General features: G+C 62.9%; 16 protein-coding genes. 9 read left to right on the top strand and 7 right to left on the bottom strand.

What is annotated here, in order from left to right; translation table 11 throughout:
* Positions 1–89: 89 nt before the first annotated feature.
* Complete coding sequence (locus AC3WJW_RS26715; protein ID WP_493728063.1) at positions 90–1,712, bottom strand: DUF1254 domain-containing protein; 1,623 nt, start codon at positions 1,710–1,712, stop codon at positions 90–92.
* 554 nt (positions 1,713–2,266) lie between these two features.
* Here AC3WJW_RS26715 and AC3WJW_RS26710 point away from each other — a divergent pair.
* From AC3WJW_RS26710 to AC3WJW_RS26685, 6 genes are all read left to right on the top strand, one after another.
* Positions 2,267–2,617 carry a BON domain-containing protein gene (locus AC3WJW_RS26710; RefSeq protein WP_493728062.1) on the top strand — a complete coding sequence of 117 codons (351 nt, stop codon included), beginning with the start codon at positions 2,267–2,269 and terminating at the stop codon, positions 2,615–2,617.
* A gap of 638 nt (positions 2,618–3,255) precedes the next feature.
* Positions 3,256–4,506: an OprD family outer membrane porin gene (locus AC3WJW_RS26705; RefSeq protein ID WP_493728061.1), complete on the top strand. Its 1,251-nt coding sequence runs from the start codon at positions 3,256–3,258 to the stop codon at positions 4,504–4,506.
* A 160-nt stretch (positions 4,507–4,666) separates the two neighbouring features.
* A complete protein-coding gene (locus AC3WJW_RS26700) occupies positions 4,667–6,028 on the top strand; it encodes a spinster family MFS transporter (protein ID WP_102701151.1) in 1,362 nt (453 codons plus the stop codon).
* An 85-nt stretch (positions 6,029–6,113) separates the two neighbouring features.
* On the top strand, positions 6,114–7,088 hold the full coding sequence (locus tag AC3WJW_RS26695) for an AraC family transcriptional regulator (protein ID WP_008001107.1): 975 nt from the start codon (positions 6,114–6,116) through the stop codon (positions 7,086–7,088).
* A 96-nt stretch (positions 7,089–7,184) separates the two neighbouring features.
* Positions 7,185–8,291 (top strand): NAD/NADP octopine/nopaline dehydrogenase family protein, encoded by a 1,107-nt coding sequence (locus AC3WJW_RS26690; RefSeq protein WP_493728060.1) that lies wholly within the window; start codon positions 7,185–7,187, stop codon positions 8,289–8,291.
* A complete protein-coding gene (locus AC3WJW_RS26685; RefSeq protein ID WP_493728059.1) occupies positions 8,291–9,289 on the top strand; it encodes a 3-hydroxybutyryl-CoA dehydrogenase in 999 nt (332 codons plus the stop codon). Before AC3WJW_RS26690 ends, AC3WJW_RS26685 begins: the two co-directional genes overlap by 1 nt.
* A 123-nt stretch (positions 9,290–9,412) precedes the next feature.
* Here AC3WJW_RS26685 and AC3WJW_RS26680 read toward each other — a convergent pair whose 3' ends face one another.
* From AC3WJW_RS26680 to AC3WJW_RS26670, 3 genes are all read right to left on the bottom strand, one after another.
* Complete coding sequence (locus AC3WJW_RS26680) at positions 9,413–10,330, bottom strand: MBL fold metallo-hydrolase (RefSeq protein WP_493728058.1); 918 nt, start codon at positions 10,328–10,330, stop codon at positions 9,413–9,415.
* A gap of 78 nt (positions 10,331–10,408) precedes the next feature.
* Positions 10,409–11,611 carry an NAD(P)/FAD-dependent oxidoreductase gene (locus tag AC3WJW_RS26675; RefSeq protein ID WP_493728057.1) on the bottom strand — a complete coding sequence of 401 codons (1,203 nt, stop codon included), beginning with the start codon at positions 11,609–11,611 and terminating at the stop codon, positions 10,409–10,411.
* A 231-nt stretch (positions 11,612–11,842) separates the two neighbouring features.
* Positions 11,843–12,235 carry a response regulator transcription factor gene (locus AC3WJW_RS26670; protein ID WP_493728056.1) on the bottom strand — a complete coding sequence of 131 codons (393 nt, stop codon included), beginning with the start codon at positions 12,233–12,235 and terminating at the stop codon, positions 11,843–11,845.
* Between the two features lie 324 nt (positions 12,236–12,559).
* Here AC3WJW_RS26670 and AC3WJW_RS26665 point away from each other — a divergent pair, with 324 nt between their 5' ends.
* On the top strand, positions 12,560–13,495 hold the full coding sequence (locus AC3WJW_RS26665; protein WP_493728055.1) for a LysR substrate-binding domain-containing protein: 936 nt from the start codon (positions 12,560–12,562) through the stop codon (positions 13,493–13,495).
* Positions 13,496–13,505: 10 nt separating this feature from the next.
* Here the strand turns inward: AC3WJW_RS26665 and AC3WJW_RS26660 are convergent, their stop codons facing one another.
* Complete coding sequence (locus AC3WJW_RS26660) at positions 13,506–14,534, bottom strand: GlxA family transcriptional regulator (RefSeq protein WP_493728054.1); 1,029 nt, start codon at positions 14,532–14,534, stop codon at positions 13,506–13,508.
* 293 nt (positions 14,535–14,827) lie between these two features.
* Here AC3WJW_RS26660 and AC3WJW_RS26655 point away from each other — a divergent pair, with 293 nt between their 5' ends.
* Both AC3WJW_RS26655 and AC3WJW_RS26650 read left to right on the top strand, forming a co-directional pair.
* On the top strand, positions 14,828–15,499 hold the full coding sequence (locus AC3WJW_RS26655) for a response regulator transcription factor (protein WP_493728053.1): 672 nt from the start codon (positions 14,828–14,830) through the stop codon (positions 15,497–15,499).
* A gap of 83 nt (positions 15,500–15,582) precedes the next feature.
* The gene (locus tag AC3WJW_RS26650; RefSeq protein ID WP_493728052.1) at positions 15,583–21,099 is read left to right on the top strand and encodes a trifunctional serine/threonine-protein kinase/ATP-binding protein/sensor histidine kinase; all 5,517 of its coding nucleotides are present in this window, start codon (positions 15,583–15,585) and stop codon (positions 21,097–21,099) included.
* Between the two features lie 82 nt (positions 21,100–21,181).
* Here the strand turns inward: AC3WJW_RS26650 and AC3WJW_RS26645 are convergent, their stop codons facing one another.
* On the bottom strand, positions 21,182–22,162 hold the full coding sequence (locus AC3WJW_RS26645) for an alpha/beta fold hydrolase (protein ID WP_493728051.1): 981 nt from the start codon (positions 22,160–22,162) through the stop codon (positions 21,182–21,184).
* Between the two features lie 293 nt (positions 22,163–22,455).
* Positions 22,456–23,196 (bottom strand): Mut7-C RNAse domain-containing protein, encoded by a 741-nt coding sequence (locus tag AC3WJW_RS26640; RefSeq protein ID WP_493728050.1) that lies wholly within the window; start codon positions 23,194–23,196, stop codon positions 22,456–22,458.
* Between the last annotated feature and the right edge of the window lie 67 nt (positions 23,197–23,263).

Here is a 23,263-nt window from a genome sequence, read left to right as displayed (position 1 = left end):
GTTCATGAGCAAACTTTTCGCATAGGCCTCATCCGCATTGACACGGCGGTCAACACCGCCCGGGAGGTGGTGCTGACCCTGTGTTTATCTCACCGAACCAGTTCGACCTCGCTCGGGCGCCATTCTTTCGTGAAGAACGACTCAAGGGGGCTGTAGAGGCGCAGGAGCATGAACCAGCCCTTGTCCGGCATGGTTTGTATCCAGTTGCCGGCTTTGGCGTCCGCAGGTCTGGAAGGGCCGAAGTAGATGGTCATGGAACCATCCGCGTTTTCGACGGCCGCCGGTGACGGGTAGGTTTGACTGCCGGCACGGGGGTAGCGCTGTGGTGTCTGGAGCATGGAGCGCGTCTGGTTGTCGTAGACGGTGAAGGACCAGAATTTCGCCGCAGGGATCTTGGGTGGCAGGGTCACCTTATAGGTCTTTGCGCCATCGAAGGGGTTCTTGTCGGCGTCAGTGAAACCCATGAGGTACTGTGAGCCTACGTTGGGCACGCGCATGATCATGCCCGGTGAATCCATGGTGTAGCCATAGTAGAAGGCCGTGCGCGAATCAAGCGTGCGTGCGCCAGTCGGTGGCAATGGCTTGAACAGGCCCTCCTTGGTGATCAACGGCGGCGGTGTTTCAAAATTGAAGCCGCCTTGCCACAGCATGTTGGCCCACATCGAGTTCGGGTAATAGGCCCAGCCGGGATACTCGGCACCACGCCAGTTCAGCGCTCGTCCAGCGGCGTTGCCCACGGCTGCCGCGTCGCTGAGGATCTTCTTCATCCGCTCGTCCGGCGCAAAGGGTTTGCCCTTCACGATACCAATGGCTGCCAATTGGCCCATGAGTTCCGGGCTGAACGAGGTGGCAGGTTCCAGCTGTACAAGCTTGTCGAGCATCTCGAAGTAGGAAAAATCGTTGGGCGGGATGGTGTTGAAGGATTTGCCGCTGCCCTCGATGAACTTCGTTGGCGGTATCGGGGGGATGGGCTCCAAGCGGATTTTGCCTTCGAGTGCCGTGGCAATGCTGGTGCCGTGGCCGCCCGGCGTGTAGGGGTAGATCTTGAGTTTTTCCTTGATCAGATCAACGGCAGGTTTCGGGTCGTTGTTCTCCATAAAGGCGCGAACGGCGTAGAGCACATGGTTGGTCTTGGAGCGGCCGACAAAGTAGCCGCCATCAGGAACAGGACCCTCGTAGTCGGGTGGCAGAATCAGGTATTTACCCCCTTCACCGCGATCAGGTCCGGGCGCGCCGATGTCGATGATCCAGCCAAACCACATGTCATTCAGCGTGCCGAGGGCTTTGGGTGGCACTTCAATCACCAAGGGTCCTTTCGTCAGGTCGAGCGTTGCCACCGAGTAGATCGTATCGGCGTTGGCCGTGAGAAAGAGCGAGTTGGAGTCCATCAGCTCGGAGAAGATGACCACCGAGTTGTCTTCAGCGCCAATGCTGTGGAAGCCCTCGCGAATCGCATAGGCCGAGGCGCCGGAAAAACTGTTCACGAAGGCATCGACACCCCGAGTGAACGCCAGCGTGTCATAGACATTGCGAGCGGTTTCAGCGCTTGGCGCGCCATCCTTGAATTCCAGCACGCCGATTCGGGTCTCGACACGGTCCGGCGTCTTGACGGCGGGTGGAATGTCGGTGGCCGCCTGCGCCGAGGTCAGCACCGGCAACATCAGGGTAAAAAAGGACGTGAGTACGGCGATTGGTTTGAGAAGGTGCGCCATGGGTGTCTCCCGGGGGGACGTTTGAAGTATTGATGACTCAAACTGAGGAAGGGCATGGCGCAAGGATTTTCGAAAGCCGGGCAATCCACAGCCTGGTTCCAGGTCATCGAAGGTGTGCTGAAACTGATACGCCCGGATGACCTTTGACGGATATTGCGCACAGGTGACGGAGCAGCACTGAATGCTCGATCAGTTCTTCCAGCCGACCCAAGCATAGGTGCACATTTGCCATCGCTCCAGCCAGCGGCAACTGTTGGCCGTTTTCTGTCGGTCGACATCGGCAGCCATGGGTTGATCAGGGCTGATCGCTATAAGGACTGTTTGGAGGCTCTGCAGGTATTGCGCCTGGCACAGCGCGACCAAGGCGGACGTTCAGGGGGACAGCGCTCTGACCGCAGGCAACGGCCGTACTATAATTAATGTCTGTCAATGATTGTGTGGCGAGCGCTCCAAAACGAATCAGGTATCCATAGATAGCGTTCACCTGACAAGCAGAGGGCAGCACAGCAAAAGGGATGGACAATACGTCTGATTACTCGAGAGAGGGTTCAGCCATGAAAATTCACTCCTTCCAGCATTACTCTCATGGTCTGGAAATGGCCGTTCACGATGCATGGATTACCGCCAAGGTGAAGTCGGCCCTGGCATTTTCCGATCCGACCCTTGGCCTGCATATCAATGTCAAAACCCATGCGGGCATAGTGGGGTTAAGCGGCCGCGTCAACACTCATAGACAGTGTGAACAGGCCATTGATCTGGCCCGTTCGGTTCATGGTGTCGCCGAAGTCGATGCCAGCGACCTGCAGACCCATGTGTTCACGCCAGGGAGTTTTCCAGAAGCGCCCAACGCCGAAGAGAGCACTGAGCGCCGGCCACAATCGTCAACAAAAATGGACGACAAATGACAATGGCAACTTTGTAGGCGCCGCGCTCCCGGTCGGGAACCGAGAGCGCAGGGAAGCTGAATGCCCCTGTGCCCCAGAGTGAAACACCCATGGCTTCGTGGACATTTCCTAGTGGCTGCTCAGGCCGTTTTCTGTCTGTCATCCAAGGGTCTGCATCAGGCTGCGTAATTGGAGAATCGCCTGCGCAATCGGGGAGGTTGGCAGGCAGCGCAATCGCTAGTTTAGGGCCCATCCAACAACAAGACCTCGCTATAGGAAGGCTTATGCAATACAGGCTTGCCATCTCGCACGGTGTGCCCTGCGCGTTTGAGTTGACTAAGGGAAACCTTTAGCCGGGTTGAAGTTTTCCCCCCAACGGATGCTGTTCATCTCGATATCGGCGCGGCGCCTACTGACTTACCTTGGGTAGACAAGAGGCGTGTCGTCTTGGCTGGCTGTTGCATTGAGCCCGCCTGGCGCTTTACCCCATAACAACAATAGGCCTGACCATGCTCGAACCCATCGTTCTTTATATCCCTGATGCAATTCGCCTTCCTGCGCAAGAAGGCTCGGTGTTCGGCTGCCGGTATTTTTAACTTTTAGTTCGAATCTGCTCCTATAAATACAGTGCCCAGCACATACAGATGTGGAGAAGTTAGATGCTTCAGGTAAAACAATCTTGCCGTGGGCTTGGTATTGCCGGCGTGTTGGGAATGATCTGTTCGCCATGGGCAGCCTATGCCGATGTTGTTGATGACAGTCACTTGAAAGTGGATACGCGTAACTTCTACTTGCACCGTAATTACACCAATAACAATGCGCCGGCTTCTGAAGTGCATAGTTGGTCTCAGGGTTTCGATGCACAGTTTACGTCCGGTTACACCGACACGGCCCTGGCGATCGGCCTTGATGTGGATGCGCAATACGCAGTGCGCCTGGACTCATCGGGCAACGACGGTTCGCTGCCTTTCAGCGTCAGTGACCAGCAGACGGCGGATGACTACAGTCGCGCCGGTGCAACCTTCAAGATGCGCTACAGCAAGACCGAGTTGAAGGTCGGTGACCTTCGCCCTCAATTGCCGGTGGCGTACGATGACACCAGTCGGCAACTGGATACGATCTATCAAGGGGCGGTGGTCGAGTCCAGGGAAGTCGATGGATTGACGATGACCGGTGGCCGGTTCTGGTCTGCCGTGACACGGGAATCTTCCAACCACGAGAAACTGTACAAGTTTGGCTCCACCGATAATCTCGACAGTGACGGCCTGGACTTCGGCGGCGCCACTTACGACATTACCAGGAACCTGCAAGCCAGTTATTTCTATGGCGTGTTGCACGATATTTATCAGCAGCACTATTTCGGCCTGATGCATATGGCTGACTTGGGTAATGGCTACAAACTCAAGACCGACTTGCGCTACTTCAATAACAATGAAGATGGCAATGCCTTGAACGGTGAGATCGACAACCGTTCCTACGGTGGCTTGTTCACCTTGCTCAAAGGCGCCCATATGTTTGGCCTCAGTTACCAGCGCATGCTCGGTGACAGCGTGTTCCCGACGATGAACGGGTTTATCCCGCAACCATATCTGGTGCACTGGTCGTCCCTGGGGTTTGTCCGCCCGGATGAAAAGTCCTGGGGCGCGCGCTACAGCTATGACTTTGCCGGGATGGGCATGCCGGGGCTGAAGCTCTACACCCGCTACATCAAGGGAACCCACTGGGACCGTGGCGCCAACCTGAGCGACAACCAGGAAAGCGAACGCTTCCTGGGGCTCAGCTACGTGGTGCAGAGCGGGGCGCTGCAAGGCCTGGGTCTGGACCTGCGCAACATCGACGTGAAACAGAAGTACGGCTACGACTACAACGAATTCCGTTTCGCCACGACCTACACCTGGAAGTTCTGGTAAGCCCGGTCCACCCGGCGTTTGACCCCATAACAATAAGAGGCCTGACCATGTTCGAACCCTTTGTCCTTTACATCTGCCCCGCGACTTCCCAGTCGGTGCGCTGTGCACCGTCACCCGGCGCGCTGCGCCCATGAGCGGATTCCAAGAGGAGCAAACACGAGTGAATATCCAGGTCGATAACGCGGTCCTGCAACAGCAGAAGAAGAAAACCTACATTTACGAGTGGTACGTGGTCGGCCTGTGCATGATCGCCTACATCTTTTCATTTGTGGATCGGCAGATCCTGGCGCTGATGATCGAACCGATCAAAGCCGACCTGCAGATCAGCGACACCCAGTTCAGTTTGCTGCACGGGCTGGCCTTTTCGTTGTTCTACGCGTTCATGGGCATGCCCATCGCCTACCTGGCGGATCGCTTCTCCCGGCCGAAGATCATCGCCGTCGGCGTGGTGTTCTGGAGCCTGGCGACTGCCGCCTGCGGCATGAGCAAGAACTTCCTGCACATGTTCCTCGCTCGCATTGGCGTGGGTGTCGGCGAAGCGGCACTGTCGCCCTCAGCCTACTCGATGTTCAGCGACATGTTCCCCAAGGAAAAACTCGGCCGCGCAGTGGGTATCTACTCGATCGGCTCGTTCGTCGGTGGTGGCCTGGCCTTCCTGGTGGGTGGCTATGTGATCGCGATGCTCAAGGACATGAACACCATCGAAGTCGCCGTTCTCGGTGCAATGAAGGCCTGGCAACTGGCGTTCTTCATTGTCGGCCTGCCCGGTATCGTGGTCGGCCTGTTGATCTGGCTTACCGTGCGCGACCCGGCGCGCAAGGGGCTGCAGGTCGATGCACAGGGGCAGGCCAAGAAGGTTGCGATGAGCGATGGCTTGCGTTTCCTCGGTCGCCACCGTGCCACCTTCACCTGCCATTACCTGGGCTTTTCGTTCTACGCCATGGCCCTGTTCTGCATGATGAGCTGGAGCCCGGCGCTGTACATCCGCAAGTTCGGCCTGTCGCCAATGGAGGCCGGCTACATGCTCGGCACCGTGCTGTTGGTGGCCAATACCGCAGGCGTGCTGTTCGGCGGATGGCTCACCGACTACCTGGCCAAGAAAGGTCATCAGGACGCCGCCATGCGCACCGGCGTCATCGGTGCCCTCGGCATGGCGGTGCCGGCCGTGCTGTTCCCGCAAGTCGATCAACTGTGGCTGTCGGTGACGCTGTTGGTGCCGGCGATGTTCTTCGCTTCGTTCCCGATGCCGGCGTCCACGGCGGCGATGCAGATCCTCGCGCCGAACCAGGTGCGCGCGCAGGTCTCGGCGGTGTTCCTGCTGATCAGCAATCTGCTGGGCCTGGGCCTGGGCACCACGCTGGTGGCGCTGTTGACCGACCGCTACTTCGGATCGCCCGCGGCGGTGGGTTCGTCGATGTCGCTGGTGATCGCCGGTGCATCGGCGTTGACGGTGCTGCTGCTCTGGCGTGGCTGCCGTCGTTTTCGGGAAAGCTATGCCCGGGAGTATCCGACCCGGGCCTGATTGGTCATAGTCCACGATCGGCGCCTCGGCCTCGCTCCCTTTGAAGGGCGCGGGGCCGAGGTGCTCCAGGACAGGAGAACCCGTGATGTTGAATGATGTACACCTGCTGGAGCGGCACAGCCTGCTCAGCTCGGCCGATTACCGCGAGATCAAGGACAAGGTCAGCCAATACCTGTGCCCCCACAGTTTCAACGTACTGCGTGACGAGCCGATCTACACCCGGCTCAACGGGGTGTTTTTCGGCGATTCGGCGCTGCTCGACCTGCGCTATGGCGCCCCGGTGGAGATCACCATCGGCGACATTGCCGATCAGTACCTGTTTCGCATTACCTTGCAGGGGCACTGCGAGGTGGCCCACGGGCGGCGCAGCGCGGCGATGCAGTCGGGCTACCTGAGCGTTTCCTCGCCGTTCGCGCAAAGCCGCATCGTCACCGATGGCGAGTGCCGCAACCTGATCCTGCGCGTCGACCGTGATGCCCTGGAGACACAATTGCAACGCCTGCTCGGCCGCAGTCTGCGGCAGTCGGTGATCTTTGATGTCAGCGTCGACCACCTGGGCGCGGGCGTCGTCAGCCTCTATCACACCCTGGACTACATCTGCCGGCTGTACGGCAGCGGCGTGGACGGTTCGCGTCTCGCCAGCGGCTTGTCCGAATACCTGATGCAACTGCTGCTCACACAGCTGCCGCATAACTACTCCGCGGATCTTTTGATCGACTCGCGCGCGCCGCTGCCGCACCACGTGAAAAAGGCCCGCGACTACATCGAGGAACACCTCGACGAACCGATCAGCCTGACGACCCTGAGCGAACTGTGTGGCGTCTCGGTGCGCACCCTGCAAAACGGTTTCAACCAGTTCCTTCAGCAGGCACCGGTCGAATACATCCGTGACCGTCGCCTGGCGGTGATCCACGAATCGCTCAAACAGGGCAGGGCCGGTGAAACCGTCACCGATATCCTGTTGCGTCACGGCATCAACAGCTTCGGGCATTTCTCCAGCGCTTATCGGCAACGCTATGGCTGTCTGCCGTCGGACACCCTGCGGCGGCAGAAGCATTGAGACTCCTGCGCAATCCGTCAGTCGGCTGCGCAATCGGATAAGTGCGCGACGGTGCGGCTCGATAGGATCGAGTCACTGACAAAAAGGAGTATCTGCATGAATATTACTGTGCTGGGTGGTGGTCACGGCTGTTACGCCGCTGCTGTCGAAATGGCTGAAAAGGGGCACCCGACCCGCCTGTGGCGTCGAGATTCCACCGCGCTCAAGGAGCTGCTGGCCATCGGCAGCCTGACCATCAAGGACTACAAGGGCACTCGCCAGTTGTCCGTCGGCCAGCAGGGCGACAAGCTCTCGTTCACCGACGACCTGGCCGAAGCCCTGGGCGATGCGCAACTGGTGATCATCCCGCTGCCGTCGACCTCCCACGAAGACCTGGCCAAACATGTTGCGCCGCACCTGCACGACGGTCAGGTGGTGTTCTTGCCGCCGGGCACTTTCGGCAGCTTCGTGTTCGCCAAGGCCATGGCCGATGCGGGCAACCGGAGCAAGGTCGCCTTCGCTGAAACCGGTACGCTGCCGTACCTGGTACGCAAGCATGGCGCCAGCGACCTGGTGATCAGCGGCTATGCCACCCGCCTGCCGACCGGCGTATTTCCCAGCAACCTGTCCGAGCATGCTTTCGCGGTGCTGCGCGAGGCCTATCCGAGTGTCGAGCCGATTGAAGACGCCCTGAGTGGTGCGCTGATGAACGCAGGCCCGATCATCCATCCGCCGCTGATCATGATGAACGCCGGTCCCCTGGAGCATTTCGAGGCCTGGGACATTCACAACGAAGGTACCCAACCGTCGATCCGCCGCGTGACCAACCAGCTCGATGCCGAGCGCATGGCCGTGCGCGAAGCACTGACCTACGGCGCGCCGCACTTCCCCCTGGCCGACCACTACAACACCACCGAAGGCGATGAGTGGATGTACGGTCGCGGTGCCCACGGCAAGCTGACCGACAGCGGCGACTGGCGCGAAGACATCGACCTGCAGAAGCACCGCTACATGCTTGAAGACACACGCCTGGGCCTGTCCTTCCTGGTGTCCGTCGGCCGCTGGGCCGGTGTGCCGACTCCGGTCGCGCAGGGTCTGCTGAGCATTGCCTCGGTCGTTGCTGCACGGGATCTCTACGCCGAAGGCCGCACCCTGGAAAACCTCGGTCTGGCCACGCTGAGTCGGGCGCAGATGACCGAACTGCTGACCAAGGGCTACAACTGATGAACGCCGCGCTGCCCCAGGTCAGCGTGGTCGGCGCCGGCCGGATGGGCGAGGGCATTGCCCTGGCGTTCATCCATGCGGGCCTGCCGGTCACCCTCATCGATATAAAGGATCGCGCGGAGGATGAGCGACACGGCTACTTCGAGCGTGTGCGCAACAACATCCGCAGCGAATTGCAGATGCTGGTACGCCTTGGCGTGCTTGAGCCGGAACAGGCGGACATTGCGATAGCCCGGTTGGCGCTGCAATCCCGGTCCCAGGCCGCAGAGGCATTGCGCCTGTGCGACCTGGTGTTCGAAGCGGTGCCGGAGGTCATCGCGGTCAAGCAGGAGACCTTCGCCTGGGTCAGCGAGCATGTCCCGGCGTCGACCATCATCGCCTCGACGACGTCGACGTTTCTCGTCACCGAGTTGAGCGAAATGGTCAGTGAGCCTGCGCGCTTCGTGAACGCGCACTGGCTCAATCCCGCGTACCTGATGCCGCTGGTGGAAGTCAGCCGCAGCGAAGCGACCTGCCCTCAGGTCGTCGAACGGCTGCTGCAACTGCTCAAGCGGATCGGCAAGGTGCCCGTGGTGTGCAATCCGGTGGCTGGCTACATCGTGCCGCGCATTCAGGCATTGGTGATGAACGAAGCCGCACGGATGGTGGAGGAGGGCGTGGCCAGCGCAGAAGATATCGACACCGCAGTGCGCGTCGGCTTCGGGCTGCGCTTCTCGGTGCTGGGCCTGCTTGAATTCATCGACTGGGGCGGCGGCGACATTTTGTACTACGCCTCGCGCTACCTGAGTGGAGCGCTGTCACCGCGCTTCGAATCGCCACAGGTGATCGCCGACAACATGCAAAACGGCCGCAATGGCTTGCGAGATGGCCAAGGTTTCTACGACTACCGTGACATGGACGTGGAAGCCTACAAGCAGCAGCGTCTTGGCGATTTTGTCCGCAAGCTGCAATTGTCGGGGTTGACGCCAGCGTTCGATAGCGCCTTGAAGCAGGCCTGAGCCTCAGGGCCCGGATGCCGGGCCCTGACTACACGAGGTTGCAGCGGGGGCCTTCGCCCGCTCTCAGTCGATCCAGTTGCGTGATCTGAGCAGGCCAGGCGCAGGCCTGATACCAGCAGGCGATCAATAATCCCAGAAGGCTGCAATCCAGCGGAAAGCATCACCGTCGATCGCCACTCGGCCGACCGAGGGGAAGGGCAGGTGAGTGGCGACGAACAGCTCGCCGCTCGCCGCCGCTTCCTGTAGCAGGCGGACTCGAACGCGGACCGATTCCTCGGGATCGTGTTCGAAGCCGTTGTGCCAGTCGGGATGGTCGAAGGCCACCGGGAACAGGGCGTCACCGGCGAAGGTCAGGCGCTCGCCGCCGGAGGTCACGTAGACCACGCAGTGCCCGGGCGTGTGGCCGCCGGTGAGTTTGGCGACCACGCCCGGTGCCACCTCATGCTCATCCTCGAAGATGTGCAGCTTGCTGTGGTACTGCTCCATGAACTGGTTGGCGGTTCTGCGCAGGACGTCCGGCACCGGTTGGGGCATCGAGGTCTGGGAGAAATCGGGGGTTGTCCAGAAGTCGACTTCGGTGGCCGTGACGTGGATGCGCACGTCGGGACGCAGGCGGTTCTTCACCTCATCGACGAGCAGCCCGCCGATATGGTCCATGTGCATGTGGGTGATCACCACGTCGGTGATGGACGCGAGGTCGATACCGGCGGCCTCCAGTCGCTTGGGGAACTGCCCGGCTCGCGGAAAACCGGGGAACTGGCCGCCCAACCCGGCGTCAACCAGGACGGTCTGCTCGCCGCTGCGTACCACCAGCACGTTCAGTGCCCAGTCGAACAGGTCCGGCCCGAGGTACATGTCCTTGAACCAGGCCGCGCGGGCAGCCGGGTCGGCGTTGGTGGACATGGTCTCGGTCGGCAGCGGCAGCACGCCATCGCTGACCACCAGAACGTCAATCTCGCCGAGCCGCAGTGCATAGCGCGAAGGCACCAGTTCCTCGGCATCCGCTTGCTGCCGGGTGAAGGATTTCAGAGGCATGGTCATGGTCGTTCTCCTATTGCTTGGGTCGAATACATCAGGCGAATGTCGCTCCCGCGACGGCAGGAAAATGGCGTGAGGTGTTCAGGCCACCGGGATCAGCGGGTCGGCTGCGGCCAGGGCGGTGCGCCGGTCGGCGGCCGGGGGGTAGATCCACAGGGTGTTGATCTGCGTCTTGAGTTCCTTGGCTTCTGCCTTCACCAGCTTCAGCTGCCGATCCCAACCTTCGGTGTACACCGCGCCCCAGGCACCCAGGTCCAGGCAGGTCACGTATTTGGGCTGGCGGTAGAGGGTCGGGGGCACGCCCAGCAGGTCGGCGGCGGCGTTGTTGCCGGCGTGGCGGCCCAGGCTGATCGCGTGCTGGCAGGACATCGCGGCGAAATTGCCGATATCGTCGGTGGCCGCGTAGGCCACGTCGCCTGCGGCGAACACGTTGTCCTGGCCACGGACCTTCAGGTTGCCGTCAACGTGCAGACGGCCCTGGCCATCGCGCTCGCCAGTGAGCTGTTCGGTGAGGGGACTTGCGCGGAAACCAACGGTCCAGATCACCGTGTGGCTCTCGATGTGTCGGCCGTCGGCAAGGGTTACGCCGTTGGCGTCTACCGAAGCGACCGTTGCGCCGGTGATCCACTCGATGCCCAGCGCTTCGGAGGCCTCGACGATGGAAGGACGAATGCCGTCGCCCATGGCGGCGGCGATGCGCTCACCGCGATCGACGATAATCACTCGTACGTCCTGGTCGGCACCCAGCACGGCGCGCAGGCGGGCCGGCATTTCGGTGGCTGTCTCGATGCCGGTGAAGCCGCCACCGGCGACCACTACCGTGTTGCGGGCGCGGCTGGCAGGTTGGTTGCCGAGCGACATCAGATGACGCTCCAGGCGAGCGGCAGACTCGATCTGGTCAACGTCGAAGGCGTGCTCGTTCAGGCCCGGCACCGGGGGACGTGACAAACGGCTGCCGGAGGCCAGCACCAGCCTGTCGTAGGGCAGTTCGGCAGGGCGGCCGGCCTCGTCGCGATAACCGACGCGTCTGGTCTGCTCGTCGATGCGTTCAGCGGTGCCTTTGACGAAGCGCACGTTCACCGCGTCGAGCAGGGCATCCAGCGGGGCGAACATGCTATGCACATCGGCTTCATAGAAGCGCGGGCGAATGCGCAGTTCGGCTTGCGGCGCCAGCAGGGTGATCTCCACATCCTGGCGGTCATGCATGTCCAGCAGGCGGGCGGCGCTCAAGGCACTCCACAGACCGCCGAACCCCGCGCCAATAACCAGAAGTTGCTGTTTCATGATGTGCTCCTGACTCGAATGAATGAAACCTGAAGCAGTGGCTTCAAGCTCGGCGTGACAATGAATGGCTGCCACGAAATACAAGCGGTGTTGTTCTGTTTCCAGTCGTCCGCTGTGGATTCATGCTATGGGAGCGAACTTCGGGGTGCACTTCTCCATCGGTGTGCGGGAATTACGCATCCGTTGAAGAAAGTTATACGAAGGTATCGGTCGGGAACCTGGCCAGGGTATTCAGTGCACTTGTCGCAAGGCGGCTTCGACACAAGCCAGCAACTGTTCGGCTGCGAACGGTTTGGGCAGGCAGGCGATCACCCCGGGCATGCCCGAAGTGATGCGCGGATTCTCGCCCGGGTAGGCGGTGATGAAGATCACCGGGATGTGCAGGTCGCGGGCGCGCAATGCCTCGTACAGCTCAACGCCACACATGCCGGGCATCTGGATATCGGAGATCAGGCAGTGGGCGTTCGCCGGACCGTCGGAGTCGAGGAACTCGCGGGCTCCGTCGTAGGTGCGCGCCTGGTAGCCAGAGGCACGGAGTAGGCCTTCCAGGGCAGTGCGAAGGGATTCGTCGTCGTCGACGACTGCAATGACAGCCCTGTTGCGGATTTCAGTCTGTTGCATCATGTGGGGCACTCGTGGCGGCGCCTGCCGTACTTGCAAGATACGCCGTCGCCTGAGTCGGAAAAGTATACCTAGGTATAAATGAACAAGACCTGAGTGTGGAAATCCTGACTGGAAGTCGGGTGCTCGTGAGAACTGTCGCGCAAAGTTCGAGAGGAGAATACGCAAGTATAAGTTCGAGCATCCAAGGGATGCTTTCATTGGCCTCATGTACTAAAGACTCGCCCGGCTTGCCTGAATACGCTGCAATCACATCGCAGACCCCGAACACATATTCGGATGCGACGAGGCGCTGTTCGAATCCAACTTCACCAGGCGGGTGGTCAAATGAACAGAAACGATCTGCGGCATGCCGACATCAATTTGCTGGTTGTCTTCGAAACCATGATGCGTGAGCGCAACGTCACCCGGGCGGGCGAACGCCTGTTCCTGGGTCAGACCACCGTCAGCAGCGCATTGGGGCGGCTTCGTTCCATGTTCGATGATCCGCTGTTCATCCGCACCGGGCGGGTGATGGAACCCACGGCCCGAGCCGAGGAAATCCACGCACGACTGGCGCCTGCGCTCGAAGGTATTGCCCTTGCCCTGAGTTGCAGCCAGGCGTTTGATCCGGGCACCAGCGAAGCATCCTTCCATGTCGGGCTCTCCGACGATGTCGAGTACGCGCTGCTGCCAGGCTTGATGAAACACCTGCGCATCGAAGCGCCCAACGTTACGCTGGTGGTCCATCGGGTGGATCAGTGGCAGCTGCCGCAGTTGCTGGTCAGCGGTGACATCTCCGTGGGCATCAGCCTGACCGGGGACCTGCCGGCGAGCTCCCGCTGCCGTCGTTTGCGGCCCATGCAGCCGATGTTGCTGCGTGCCGACTCGGCGGTCGGCCCCGTAACGCTGGAGGAGTTCTGCCGGCGCCCGCACGTGGTGGTCTCCACGCAGGGACATGTGACCGACGATGTCGACCGCGCCCTGGCTCGCCATGGTCGTCAGCGCCGTGTGGTGCTGACGGTCCCCCAATTCAGCGCTTTGCCCGCACTACTGGACAGCAGCGACCTGCTGGCCATCGTGCCTGACTATGTGGCCCAGGCGATGGTCCGCCTGGAAGGGATGCGTGTCGATTACGCGCCGCTGCCCCTGTCGAGCCCGGACCTGTCCATGGCCTGGCGTGGCGCCAGCCATGCGGACCCGCGCGAGCGCTGGTTGCGCGCCTGCTTCGCGCGCTATCTGGCGCAGCAGCCGGAGCGCCCGGTGGTGCTGGCCGTGGCCTGAGGGCGGGGCTTCAGCTTTCGCGGGTAAACCGGCTGCGGTACTCGCGCGGCGAAATCGTCAGGTGACGCTGGAAGGTGGTGCGCAGCCTTTCCTCGTCGGCGAATCCGCAGGCGCGGGCGATCTGCTCGATGTTGCGCGGCGAGGTCTCCAGCAGACGCTTCGCCGCCTCCAGGCGGAACAGTTCGATGGCCTTGGCGGGCGGGCGCCCGGTATGCCGCTTGTAGACCCGGGAGAAGTTACGCAGGCTCATCTTCGCCTGTTTCGCCAGGCGCTCCACGGTCAGCTTCGGATCGTCCAGGTTCTCGGCCAGCCACAGGTGCAATTCGTCGAATACCGAACTGTCCTGCGCCTGCATCTGCAACAGCGTGCTGTATTGCGCCTGTCCACCCGGACGCTTGAGGTACACCACCAGCTCGCGGGCCGCCTGCATGCTGACCTCGCGGCCGCAGTCAGCCTCCACCAGGGCCAGTGCCAGATCGATGCCGGCGGTCACGCCCGCCGAGGTCCATACCGCGCCCTGCTGGATGAAGATTGCGTCGGCGTCCACCTCCAGGGCGGGGAAGCGCTGTTGCAGCGCGTCGCACAAGGCCCAATGGGTGGCGGCGCGACAGCCATCGAGCAGGCCGGCCTTGGCCAGCAGGAAGGCGCCGCTGCAGACCGAGGCCACGCGGCGTGCGGCGGGCGCTTCGCGATGTAGCCACGCCACCAGCTCGACGTGGCTCTCCAGGGTCTGGCAGATATCGGGAGCACCGGGAACGACGAGGGTATCGATGGCTGCGAGATCGAGCTCGCCAAGCGAACAGGTGTCCACCGCCAGCCCCTCGACGGTGCTCACCAGGCCGCCATCGAGACTTGCCGTGCGCAACCGGTAGCCGGGCAACCCGCGCTGGGAGAGTGCCTTGCTGGCCGCCCAGAACACCGTCTGCGCGCCACTGAGATCGAGCAGGCCCATCTGCGGGTAGGCGACGAACACCACCTCGCGCGGGCCCGTCCAGGGCTGGTGGTGTGTCGAGTGGTGCAGGGTGGGGGCGTTTGTCATGGAATCCTGCCTGTTCGAATGGCGGCTGAACCAGGGCCTGCACGGGGAGTTTTCAAGCACACGCGGCTGGCCGTTTTTCAGGGTTTTCTGGCCTAACGCCGGCGTGCATGGGCATGCTAGCTTTGCTCGCAGCTCAAGTCGTTGCGCCACCGCGCGCATGCTGACGCCAACTCCCGAAAACACCGCCCCGGTTGCGGATGACCGTTTGGCTGGCGAATTGCTGCGGGTGTCATCATGGACTATCTTTTTTGACCTGCACACCGCCCATGATGCGGTCCCGCTAAGGAGGCAAGATGACTTCGTGGTCGAATCCCAACCCGCCGCAAAGCCCGCGGGGTCCCAAGGAACCGGTGGTCTATGTGGTCGATGACGATGAGTCCATGCGTCTTGCGCTCGATGGGTTGTTGCGCTCGATCGGTCTGCAGGTCCAGACCTTCGAATCCTCTCAGGATTTCCTCGCTTTTGCCAAACACGACGTGCCCGGTTGCCTGATCCTCGATGTGCGCCTGCGCGGCGAAAGCGGCCTGGCATTCCAGGAGCAGATGGAGAAGAGCGGCGTTCGCATTCCCATCGTGTTCATGACCGGCCATGGCGACATCGCCATGACGGTCAAGGCCATGAAGGCCGGCGCGGTGGACTTCCTGGCCAAACCGTTCCGTGATCAGGACATGCTTGACGCCGTCGCCAGTGCCCTGGCCCGTGACAGCGAGCGCCTGCTTGCCGAGCATTCAGGCGCGGCCCTGCGCACCGCCTTCAAGGCGCTGACTCAAAGAGAACGCGAGGTCTTGCGCTTCGTGGTGGCGGGGTTGATGAACAAGCAGATCGCGGCGGAGCTCAACCTGAGCGAAGTGACCGTGAAGGTCCACCGCGGCCAGGTGATGAAGAAGCTGGGCGCACGTTCTGTTGCCGAGCTCGTGCGCATGGCCGAAACGCTGGGCGTCGAACCTGCGCGCCGGGCAACCTGAGCGGGGCCCGCGCCCAATAGCCAAACACGCCGCAGGCCACCCTTCCGAGCGGCACCAGAAACCTCCTGAACGGTGCCGTGCCGATGGCGAGCAGACAGCAGATCTTGTGGGACGATGGCGAGCGGGTGTTCTCCCGCGTTCAGCGCTTGGGGCAGGGCGGCGACAGTGAGTTGCTGGTGCAGCCGTCCGCTGAACAACCGCTGCCCGCGACCCTCGACCGACTGGCTCACGAATACAGCCTCAAGGATGACCTGGACAGCACCTGGGCCCTGCGGCCACAGGCGCTGACGCGCGAAGGCGGGCAGACGCGCCTACTGCTCGACGACCCGGGCGGCGAACCACTGTCGCACCTGCTGCTGACCCCTCTGGAGGTAGAGCCCTGTCTGCGCCTGGCCATCAGCATCGCCGAAGCGCTGCGCCACTTGCACCAGCGTGGCCTGGTGCACAAGGATCTCAAGCCCAATCACATCCTGGTCAATTGCCGCGACGGCCAGACACGGCTGACCGGTTTCGGCCTGACTTCCCGGTTGCCACGCGAACGACAGGCACCCGAGCCGCCGGAGACCATTGCCGGCACCCTGGCGTATATGGCGCCCGAGCAGACCGGGCGGATGAATCGCTCCATCGACTCGCGCAGCGATCTCTACGCCTTTGGCATCACGCTCTACCAGATGCTCACTGGCGTCCTGCCGTTCAGCGCCAATGACCCGATGGAGTGGGTGCACTGCCACATCGCGCGCAAGCCGCTGCCACCCTGCGAGCGGGTGTCCGGTGTGCCGTTCATGCTGTCGCAAGTCGTCATGAAGCTGTTGGCCAAGACTGCCGAGGAGCGTTACCAGAGCGCCGCGGGGGTCGAGCACGACCTTCGCCGGTGCGTGGCCGACTGGCAGCGCGATGGGCGCATCGAAGCATTTTCGCTGGACGAGCAGGGCGCGACTGACAGGTTGCTGGTCCCCGAAAAACTCTACGGTCGCGAGCGCGAGGTGCAAATCCTGGTCGAGGCCTTCTCGCGCATCGTCAATAGCAGCGCTCCGGAGCTGGTGCTGGTGTCCGGGTACTCCGGAATCGGCAAGTCCTCGGTGGTCAACGAACTGCACAAGGTACTGGTGCCGCCACGCGGGCTGTTTGCGTCCGGCAAGTTCGACCAGTACAAGCGCGACATCCCCTACTCGACGCTGGTGCAGGCCTTCCAGGGTCTGGTCCGCACGCTGCTGGGCAAGAGCGACGAGGTGCTGGCTGACTGGCGCAGCACATTGCTGGAGGCGCTGGACCCCAACGCCCGGCTGATGACCGACCTGATTCCGGAGCTGAAGCTGATCATCGGCGAGCCGGCGCCGGTGCCGGAGCTGGAACCGCAACAGGCGCAGCGGCGTTTCCTGCTGGTGTTTCGCCGATTCATCGGTGTGTTCGCCCGCGCGGATCACCCCCTGGCGCTGTTCCTCGACGACCTGCAATGGCTGGATGCGGCGACCCTCGACCTGCTCGAAGACCTGCTGACCCATTCGGAACTGCGCCACCTGATGCTGGTGGGCGCGTACCGAGACAACGAGGTGGATGCCAGCCATCCGCTGACCCGCAAGCTCCAGTCCATTCGCCATGCCGGCGTGCGCGTCGATGAGATCAGGTTGGTACCGCTGGCCAGGGCGCACATCGAACAACTGATCGCCGAGGCGCTGCGATGCCCTCCACCCGGCGTCGTGGCCCTGGCCCGGCTGGTGCAGGACAAGACTGGCGGCAACCCGTTCTTCGTCATCCAGTTTCTTCAGGCCCTGGCCGAGGAGGAGCTGCTGAGCTACGACCATACGGTGCGCCGGTGGCGCTGGGAACCGGAGCGCATCCACGCCAAGGGGTACACCGACAACGTCGTCGATCTCATGGTCGGCAAGCTCGCGCGCCTGCCAGCGGAGACCCGGCAGGCGCTTCAGCAGCTGGCGTGCCTGGGCAGCGTGGCGCAGATCGACACCCTGGCTACCGTGCTGGACCTGACGCCGGTTCGGGTCCATGCGGTGCTGTGGGCGGCGGTGCGCCAGGAGTTGGTCGTGCAACTGGAGGGTGCCTGTGCGTTCGCCCACGACCGCATCCATGAAGCCGCCTATTCGCTGATCGCTGACACTTCCAGGGCCGAGGCGCACTTGCGGATCGGCCGGATTCTGGCGGCGCAGACGCCAACGGAGCGGCGCGAGGAAGCCATCTTCGAGATCGTCGGCCAACTGAACCGTGGCGCCAGTCTGATGAACGCGCGCGGTGAGCGTGAGCAACTGGCCGAGTTCAACCTGCTGGCCGGCCAGCGCGCCAAGGCTTCCACTGCCTATGCCTCGGCGCTGGCTTACCTGGGAGCCGGCGCGGAGTTGCTCGACGAGGATTGCTGGGAGCGCCGCCACGAACTGCGCTTCGCCCTGGAACTCAACCGCGCGGAGTGCGAGTTCCTGACCGGTCAACTGGCGCTGGCCGACGAGCGCCTCACCGCGTTGGCGGAGCGCGCCACGACCACGGTGCATCGCGCGGCGGTGGCCTGCCTGCAAATGGACGTCTGCCTGCTGCTCGATCGCAGTGACCGGGCGGTAGGTGTGTGCCTGGCGTATTTGCGCCAGGTCGGTATCGAGTGGTCATCCCACCCGGACGACGAGGAGGTGCGCCGCGAGTACGAGCAGATCTGGATACAGCTGGGCGAACGGAGCATCGAGCAGCTCATCGATCTGCCGCTGATGGAGGACGCCGCCTCGCTGGTCACCCTCGACGCCTTGAGCAAGCTGTTCGCACCGGCTCTGCAGACTGACGCCAACCTGGCCTGCCTGACCATCTGCAAGGCGGTCAGTCTAAGTATGGAGCGCGGTAACTGCGACGCTTCCTGCGTGCTTTATGCCAACGTCGGGCGGGTGGCCGGTCGGCGCTTCGGCGACTATCAGGCGGGCTACCGATTCGGTCGTCTGGGCTGCGAATTGGTCGACCGGCGTGGCCTGACACGATTCGAGGCGAGCACCTACCTGTGTTTCTCGATGTTCGTTGCGCGCTGGATGAGACCGGTGCGCGAGTCTCGGGAATTGCTGCATCGCGCCTTCGTCGCAGCCAACCGCGTCGGCGACCTGCCGTATGGCGCCTATGCCGGCAATGGTCTGATCTCCGACCTCCTGTTCATCGGCGAACCGCTGCAGGAAGTACAGGGTGAAGCCGAGCAAGGTCTCGCCTACGCGCAGAAGGTGCACTTCGGTCTGGTCATCGACTTTATCAGCACCCAGCTGGCGTTGATTCGCATGCTGCGGGGACAGACCCCGGTGTTTGGCTGCTTCGATGATGGCCAGTTCGATGAAGCGCGCTTCGAGGCGCACCTGGGCAGCACGCCGGACCTGGCGCTGGCGGCGTGCAAGTACTGGGTGCGCAAACTGCAGGCACGCTACCTGGCCGGCGATTACGCAGTAGCGGCAGACTGCGCGGCGCAGGCCAAGGCGCTGATGTGGATCGCTTCGTCATTCCTCGAGGAAGCCGAGTATCACTTCTACGCGGCACTGACCCTGGCCGCCCGTTTTGATCCCGACTCCACCGGGGAGCCGGCTGCGCAACGGCAGGCTTTGGCCGAACACCATGGCCTGCTGCAAGTCTGGGCGCAGCAGTGCGCGGAAACCTTCGCTTGCCGGGTTGCACTGGTGGGCGCCGAAATCGCACGCATCGAGGGACGTCTGGTCGAGGCGCAAATGCTCTACGAGCAGTCCATTCAGTTGGCGCAGGATAGCGGCTTCGTGCATCTGGAAGCGCTGGCCAACGAACTCGCGGCGCGCTTCTACGGCGCGCGCGGCCTCGGCAAGATCGCCCGGCTGTACCTGCAGGATGCTCGCTATGGCTACCTGCGCTGGGGCGCCGACGGCAAGGTCCGGCAGTTGGAGGGGCGCCACCGGCACCTGCGCAACGAGGAGCCGGCACCCGGCCCGACCACTACCATCGCTACTCCGGTGGAGCACCTGGACCTGGCCACGGTGCTCAAGGTTTCCCAGGCGGCCTCGGGAGAGATCGTCCTCGAAAAGTTGATCGACATGGTCATGCGCACGGCCATCGAGCAGGCCGGCGCAGAGCGTGGCTTGCTCATTCTCGCCGAGGCCGGCGAACCGCGCATCGCGGCGGAAGCCGACACCGGTAATGGCACCACACAGCTACGCGACGGGCCGGTGAGCGCGGCCGCGCTGGCGGAGTCGGTGCTCTACCAGGTGCTGCGAACCGGGGAGAACCTGTGCCTGGAGGATGCCTCGACCGACCCTGCGTTCGCCGCCGACCCCTACATTCACCAGCGCGGGGCGCGGTCGATCCTGTGCCTGCCGCTGATGAATCAGGCCAAGCTCACCGGCGCGCTCTACCTGGAGAACAACCTCGTGGCCGGCGCGTTCAGCCCGGCACGAATCGCCGTTTTGCGGCTGCTGGCGTCGCAGGCGGCGATCTCGCTGGAGAACGCGCGCCTGTACCGCGATGTGGCCGAACGCGAGGCGAAGATCCGCCGACTGGTGGACGCCAATATCATCGGCATCATCGTCTGGAGTACCAATGGCGAGATCATCGAGGCCAACGATGCCTTCCTGCGCATGGTTGGCTACGAGCGCGACGACCTGGTTTCCGGGCGTGTACGCTGGCACGACATGACCCCGCCGGAGCGGCGCGCGGAAAGCGAAGAGGCCCTCGCCACGGCCGTGCGCACCGGCCGTGCACGACCCTTCGAAAAGGAATACATCCGCAAGGACGGCTGCCGCCTGCCGGTGATCGTCGGCCTGGCTGCCTTCGAGGCCAGCGTGCAGGAAGGGGTGGCCTTCGTGCTCGACCTGACCGAACGCAAGCAGGCCGAGGAGCAGGTCCGCGATGGCGAACGGCGTTACCGCGAGGTGCAGACGGAACTGGCCCATGCCAACCGTGTGGCCACCATGGGGCAACTGGCGGCGTCCATCGCCCACGAAGTGAACCAGCCGATCGCCGCCACGGTGACCAATGCCAACGCCGCCTTGCGCTGGCTGGACGCGCAACCGCCGGAACTGGGCGAGGTGGGCCAGGGGCTGGGGCGCATCATCAAGGATGCCAATCGTGCGGCGGATGTGCTGGGGCGCATCCGTGAGCTGATCCGCAAGACGCCGCCGCAGAAGCAGCCGGTGGACGTCAACGCGGCGGTGCGCGAAATGGTCGAGTTCACCCGCTGCGAAGCCGTCAAGCATGGCGCTGTGGTGCGTACTCGGCTCGCCGACGGTTTGCCGCAGGTGAATGCAGACCGGGTGGAGCTGCAGCAGGTGCTGCTCAACCTGATCATCAATGCCCTCGAGGCCATGTGCGGCGTGCCCGATGGGGAGCGCCACCTGCTCATCAGCACCGGGCACGAGCCGGACGGGATGCGGGTGACGGTCGGCGACAGCGGGCCAGGGTTCGCCGCGGAGAGCGCCGAGCGGGTCTTCGCGCCGTTCTACACCACCAAGGCCACCGGCCTGGGCATGGGCTTGTCGATCTGCCGTTCGATCATCGATACCCACGGCGGTCGCCTGTGGGCCAACGCGAACCTGCCGCGTGGTGCGCTGGTGCAGTTCACACTGCCGGCGCATCCCGCAACGGGCGCGGCGCTTGAGCTTGAGCTTGAGTGAAGTGATTCGGGGGAAAAGGTCCGGAGCAGCAGCCTCCGGACCTTTTTGCCTGCAACTGCACTGCGTTACGTCGGTCGATCCATCAGCCCTGGATGAACGCCAGCAGGTCCGCATTGATGATGTCGGCATGGGTGGTGCACATGCCATGGGGCAGGCCCGGGTAGGTTTTCAGCGTTCCGTGCTTGAGCAGCTTGATGGTCAGCCGCGCCGAGTCGTCGATGGGGACGATCTGATCGTCTTCACCATGCAGGACCAGGGTTGGCACCTCGATCATCTTCAGATCCTCGGTGAAGTCGGTTTCCGAAAAGGCCTTGATGCAGTCGTATTGCGCCTTGGCGCCGCCACTCATGCCCTGGCGCCACCAGTTGTCGATCACCGCTTCGGAGACCTTGGCATCCGGTCGGTTGAAGCCGTAGAAGGGGCCGGCGGCCACGTCCCGGTAGAACTTCGCGCGGCTCGCCGCCAGCGCCTCGCGGAAGCCGTCGAACACTTTCAGTGGCAGGCCGCCCGGGTTCTTGTCCGTGCGCAGCATGATGGGCGGCACGGCACCGATCAGCACCGCCTTGGCGACACGACCACCGCCGCCATGGCGCGCGACGTAGCGGGCCGCTTCGCCGCCACCGGTGGAGTGGCCGATGTGCACGGCGCCCTTGAGGTCCAGGTGGGCTGCCAGCTCCGCAAAATCGGCGGCATAGGTGTCCATATCATTGCCCACGGCGGACTGGCTGGAGCGGCCATGACCACGCCGGTCGTGGGCGATCACGCGATAGCCCTTGCCGAGGAAGAACAGCATCTGGTTATCCCAGTCGTCGCCGGACAGCGGCCAGCCGTGATGGAACACGATGGGTTGGCCGGTGCCCCAGTCCTTGTAGAAAAGACGCGTGCCGTCCTTGAGCGTGAAGTATCCCGAGCCCTGATCCCGGCGGCGTGAACCGCCACTCGCCGGCGTTTGGGCTGTGCTCGATTGACCCGCCAGGGCAGGCACGGCTACTGCCAGCGCGGCAGCCGCCACGCCGGCGTTCATCAGGGCGCGGCGGGTGGTTCCTTTGGTTTCGTCGGTCATGGTGAATGCTCTCGTCTGGGTACCGCTGTTGCGGCGAATGAGGACCGGTACGACCGGTCTCGCGAAGTGCGCAAGGCTTTTCGCAATGAGGCCGAAGTACCGGTCCGCAAACCCTATTCCCAGGCCATAGTCCGCACCATCGTCCATGGGTATCGCGCAATCATACTTAGGTTTCGTGGATGGTCTGGAAGGTTGCACCATGGGATTGCCGCCGAGATCATCTACCCGCCAACAGTTCCATCAGCGGCCCGGAGCTTGTCGACAGACTGGCAGAAATATGATCATCCGCGCGGCTATCGGTCCAGAAGAGGCGCCAGCAGTGCACACATGCCGCGCCAGTGCGAACCCTCCCAGTAAACCCGTTTGCAGGCGTCGCAGCGCAGGAAGTGTGAATAGAGGGCGCCAACGCGTGGCGGCACCTGCGGCCGAGCCAGTTCCGGGCTGATCTCTTGCAGCGGCAGGTTGCAATGAAGGCACAAGCTGAATGGCCGTGCGCTACGCGCCAGGTCGAGGCGCTCGTACAGTTCGCGCAGCTGCAGTGACGGTTTCAGGGCATGCACATAACAGCCATGGCTGATGATCCGGCGCTTGAGCAGTTCGCGGTCGCGGGTTAGCACAATGCGTCCTTGCTGCGCAGCGATCTCGGCGATCTGGCCATCCTCGAAGCCATTGTCATAGAGGGTGTCGAAGCCGCTCATGCGCAGCAGGCTGGCCAGCCCGCCAAGGTGCGCATCAGCGACGAAGCGCAGCACCCGTAAAGGTTGCGTACGAACCTTGAGCAGCGGGCTGATGTCCAGCGCTTCGAACTTTGGATACACCGCCAGCCGGTCACTGTCGAGGATCACCCGCTCGAAGCCCACCGACTCGCCGTTGAGCAGCACCAGCTCGACCTCGGTGTGCGGTACCCCGAGCGCCTCGATCATGTGCTTGACCGTCGCCCCTCGCGCGCATTTGCAAGTGAAGGATTGCCGCCGCCGTTCGGCCGGCAGGAAATCGTTGAGCTCCTCGTAGAAGCGAAAGGTTGCACTGGTCATGCTGAACAGTATGGCAGGGCTGCAGGGTGAGCGAGTCCGGTCCGGACATTTTCTCCGGCTGTTCCCA

Source organism: Pseudomonas sp. GW821-FHT07G06, from assembly GCF_058986625.1.
Note: the sequence above shows the minus strand (reverse complement) of the source record. Positions and strands in the feature narration are given on the sequence as shown.

What these genes read in the sequence shown, in the direction of transcription:
- AC3WJW_RS26655 (WP_493728053.1), top strand. Translation starts at nt 14,828, where the DNA reads ATGACTTCGTGGTCGAATCCCAACCCGCCGCAAAGCCCGCGGGGTCCC.
- AC3WJW_RS26640 (WP_493728050.1), bottom strand. Translation starts at nt 23,196, where the DNA reads ATGACCAGTGCAACCTTTCGCTTCTACGAGGAGCTCAACGATTTCCTG.
- AC3WJW_RS26675 (WP_493728057.1), bottom strand. Translation starts at nt 11,611, where the DNA reads ATGAAACAGCAACTTCTGGTTATTGGCGCGGGGTTCGGCGGTCTGTGG.
- AC3WJW_RS26690 (WP_493728060.1), top strand. Translation starts at nt 7,185, where the DNA reads ATGAATATTACTGTGCTGGGTGGTGGTCACGGCTGTTACGCCGCTGCT.
- AC3WJW_RS26670 (WP_493728056.1), bottom strand. Translation starts at nt 12,235, where the DNA reads ATGATGCAACAGACTGAAATCCGCAACAGGGCTGTCATTGCAGTCGTC.
- AC3WJW_RS26695 (WP_008001107.1), top strand. Translation starts at nt 6,114, where the DNA reads ATGTTGAATGATGTACACCTGCTGGAGCGGCACAGCCTGCTCAGCTCG.
- AC3WJW_RS26680 (WP_493728058.1), bottom strand. Translation starts at nt 10,330, where the DNA reads ATGACCATGCCTCTGAAATCCTTCACCCGGCAGCAAGCGGATGCCGAG.
- AC3WJW_RS26650 (WP_493728052.1), top strand. Translation starts at nt 15,583, where the DNA reads ATGGCGAGCAGACAGCAGATCTTGTGGGACGATGGCGAGCGGGTGTTC.
- AC3WJW_RS26645 (WP_493728051.1), bottom strand. Translation starts at nt 22,162, where the DNA reads ATGACCGACGAAACCAAAGGAACCACCCGCCGCGCCCTGATGAACGCC.
- AC3WJW_RS26715 (WP_493728063.1), bottom strand. Translation starts at nt 1,712, where the DNA reads ATGGCGCACCTTCTCAAACCAATCGCCGTACTCACGTCCTTTTTTACC.
- AC3WJW_RS26710 (WP_493728062.1), top strand. Translation starts at nt 2,267, where the DNA reads ATGAAAATTCACTCCTTCCAGCATTACTCTCATGGTCTGGAAATGGCC.
- AC3WJW_RS26705 (WP_493728061.1), top strand. Translation starts at nt 3,256, where the DNA reads ATGCTTCAGGTAAAACAATCTTGCCGTGGGCTTGGTATTGCCGGCGTG.
- AC3WJW_RS26665 (WP_493728055.1), top strand. Translation starts at nt 12,560, where the DNA reads ATGAACAGAAACGATCTGCGGCATGCCGACATCAATTTGCTGGTTGTC.
- AC3WJW_RS26685 (WP_493728059.1), top strand. Translation starts at nt 8,291, where the DNA reads ATGAACGCCGCGCTGCCCCAGGTCAGCGTGGTCGGCGCCGGCCGGATG.
- AC3WJW_RS26660 (WP_493728054.1), bottom strand. Translation starts at nt 14,534, where the DNA reads ATGACAAACGCCCCCACCCTGCACCACTCGACACACCACCAGCCCTGG.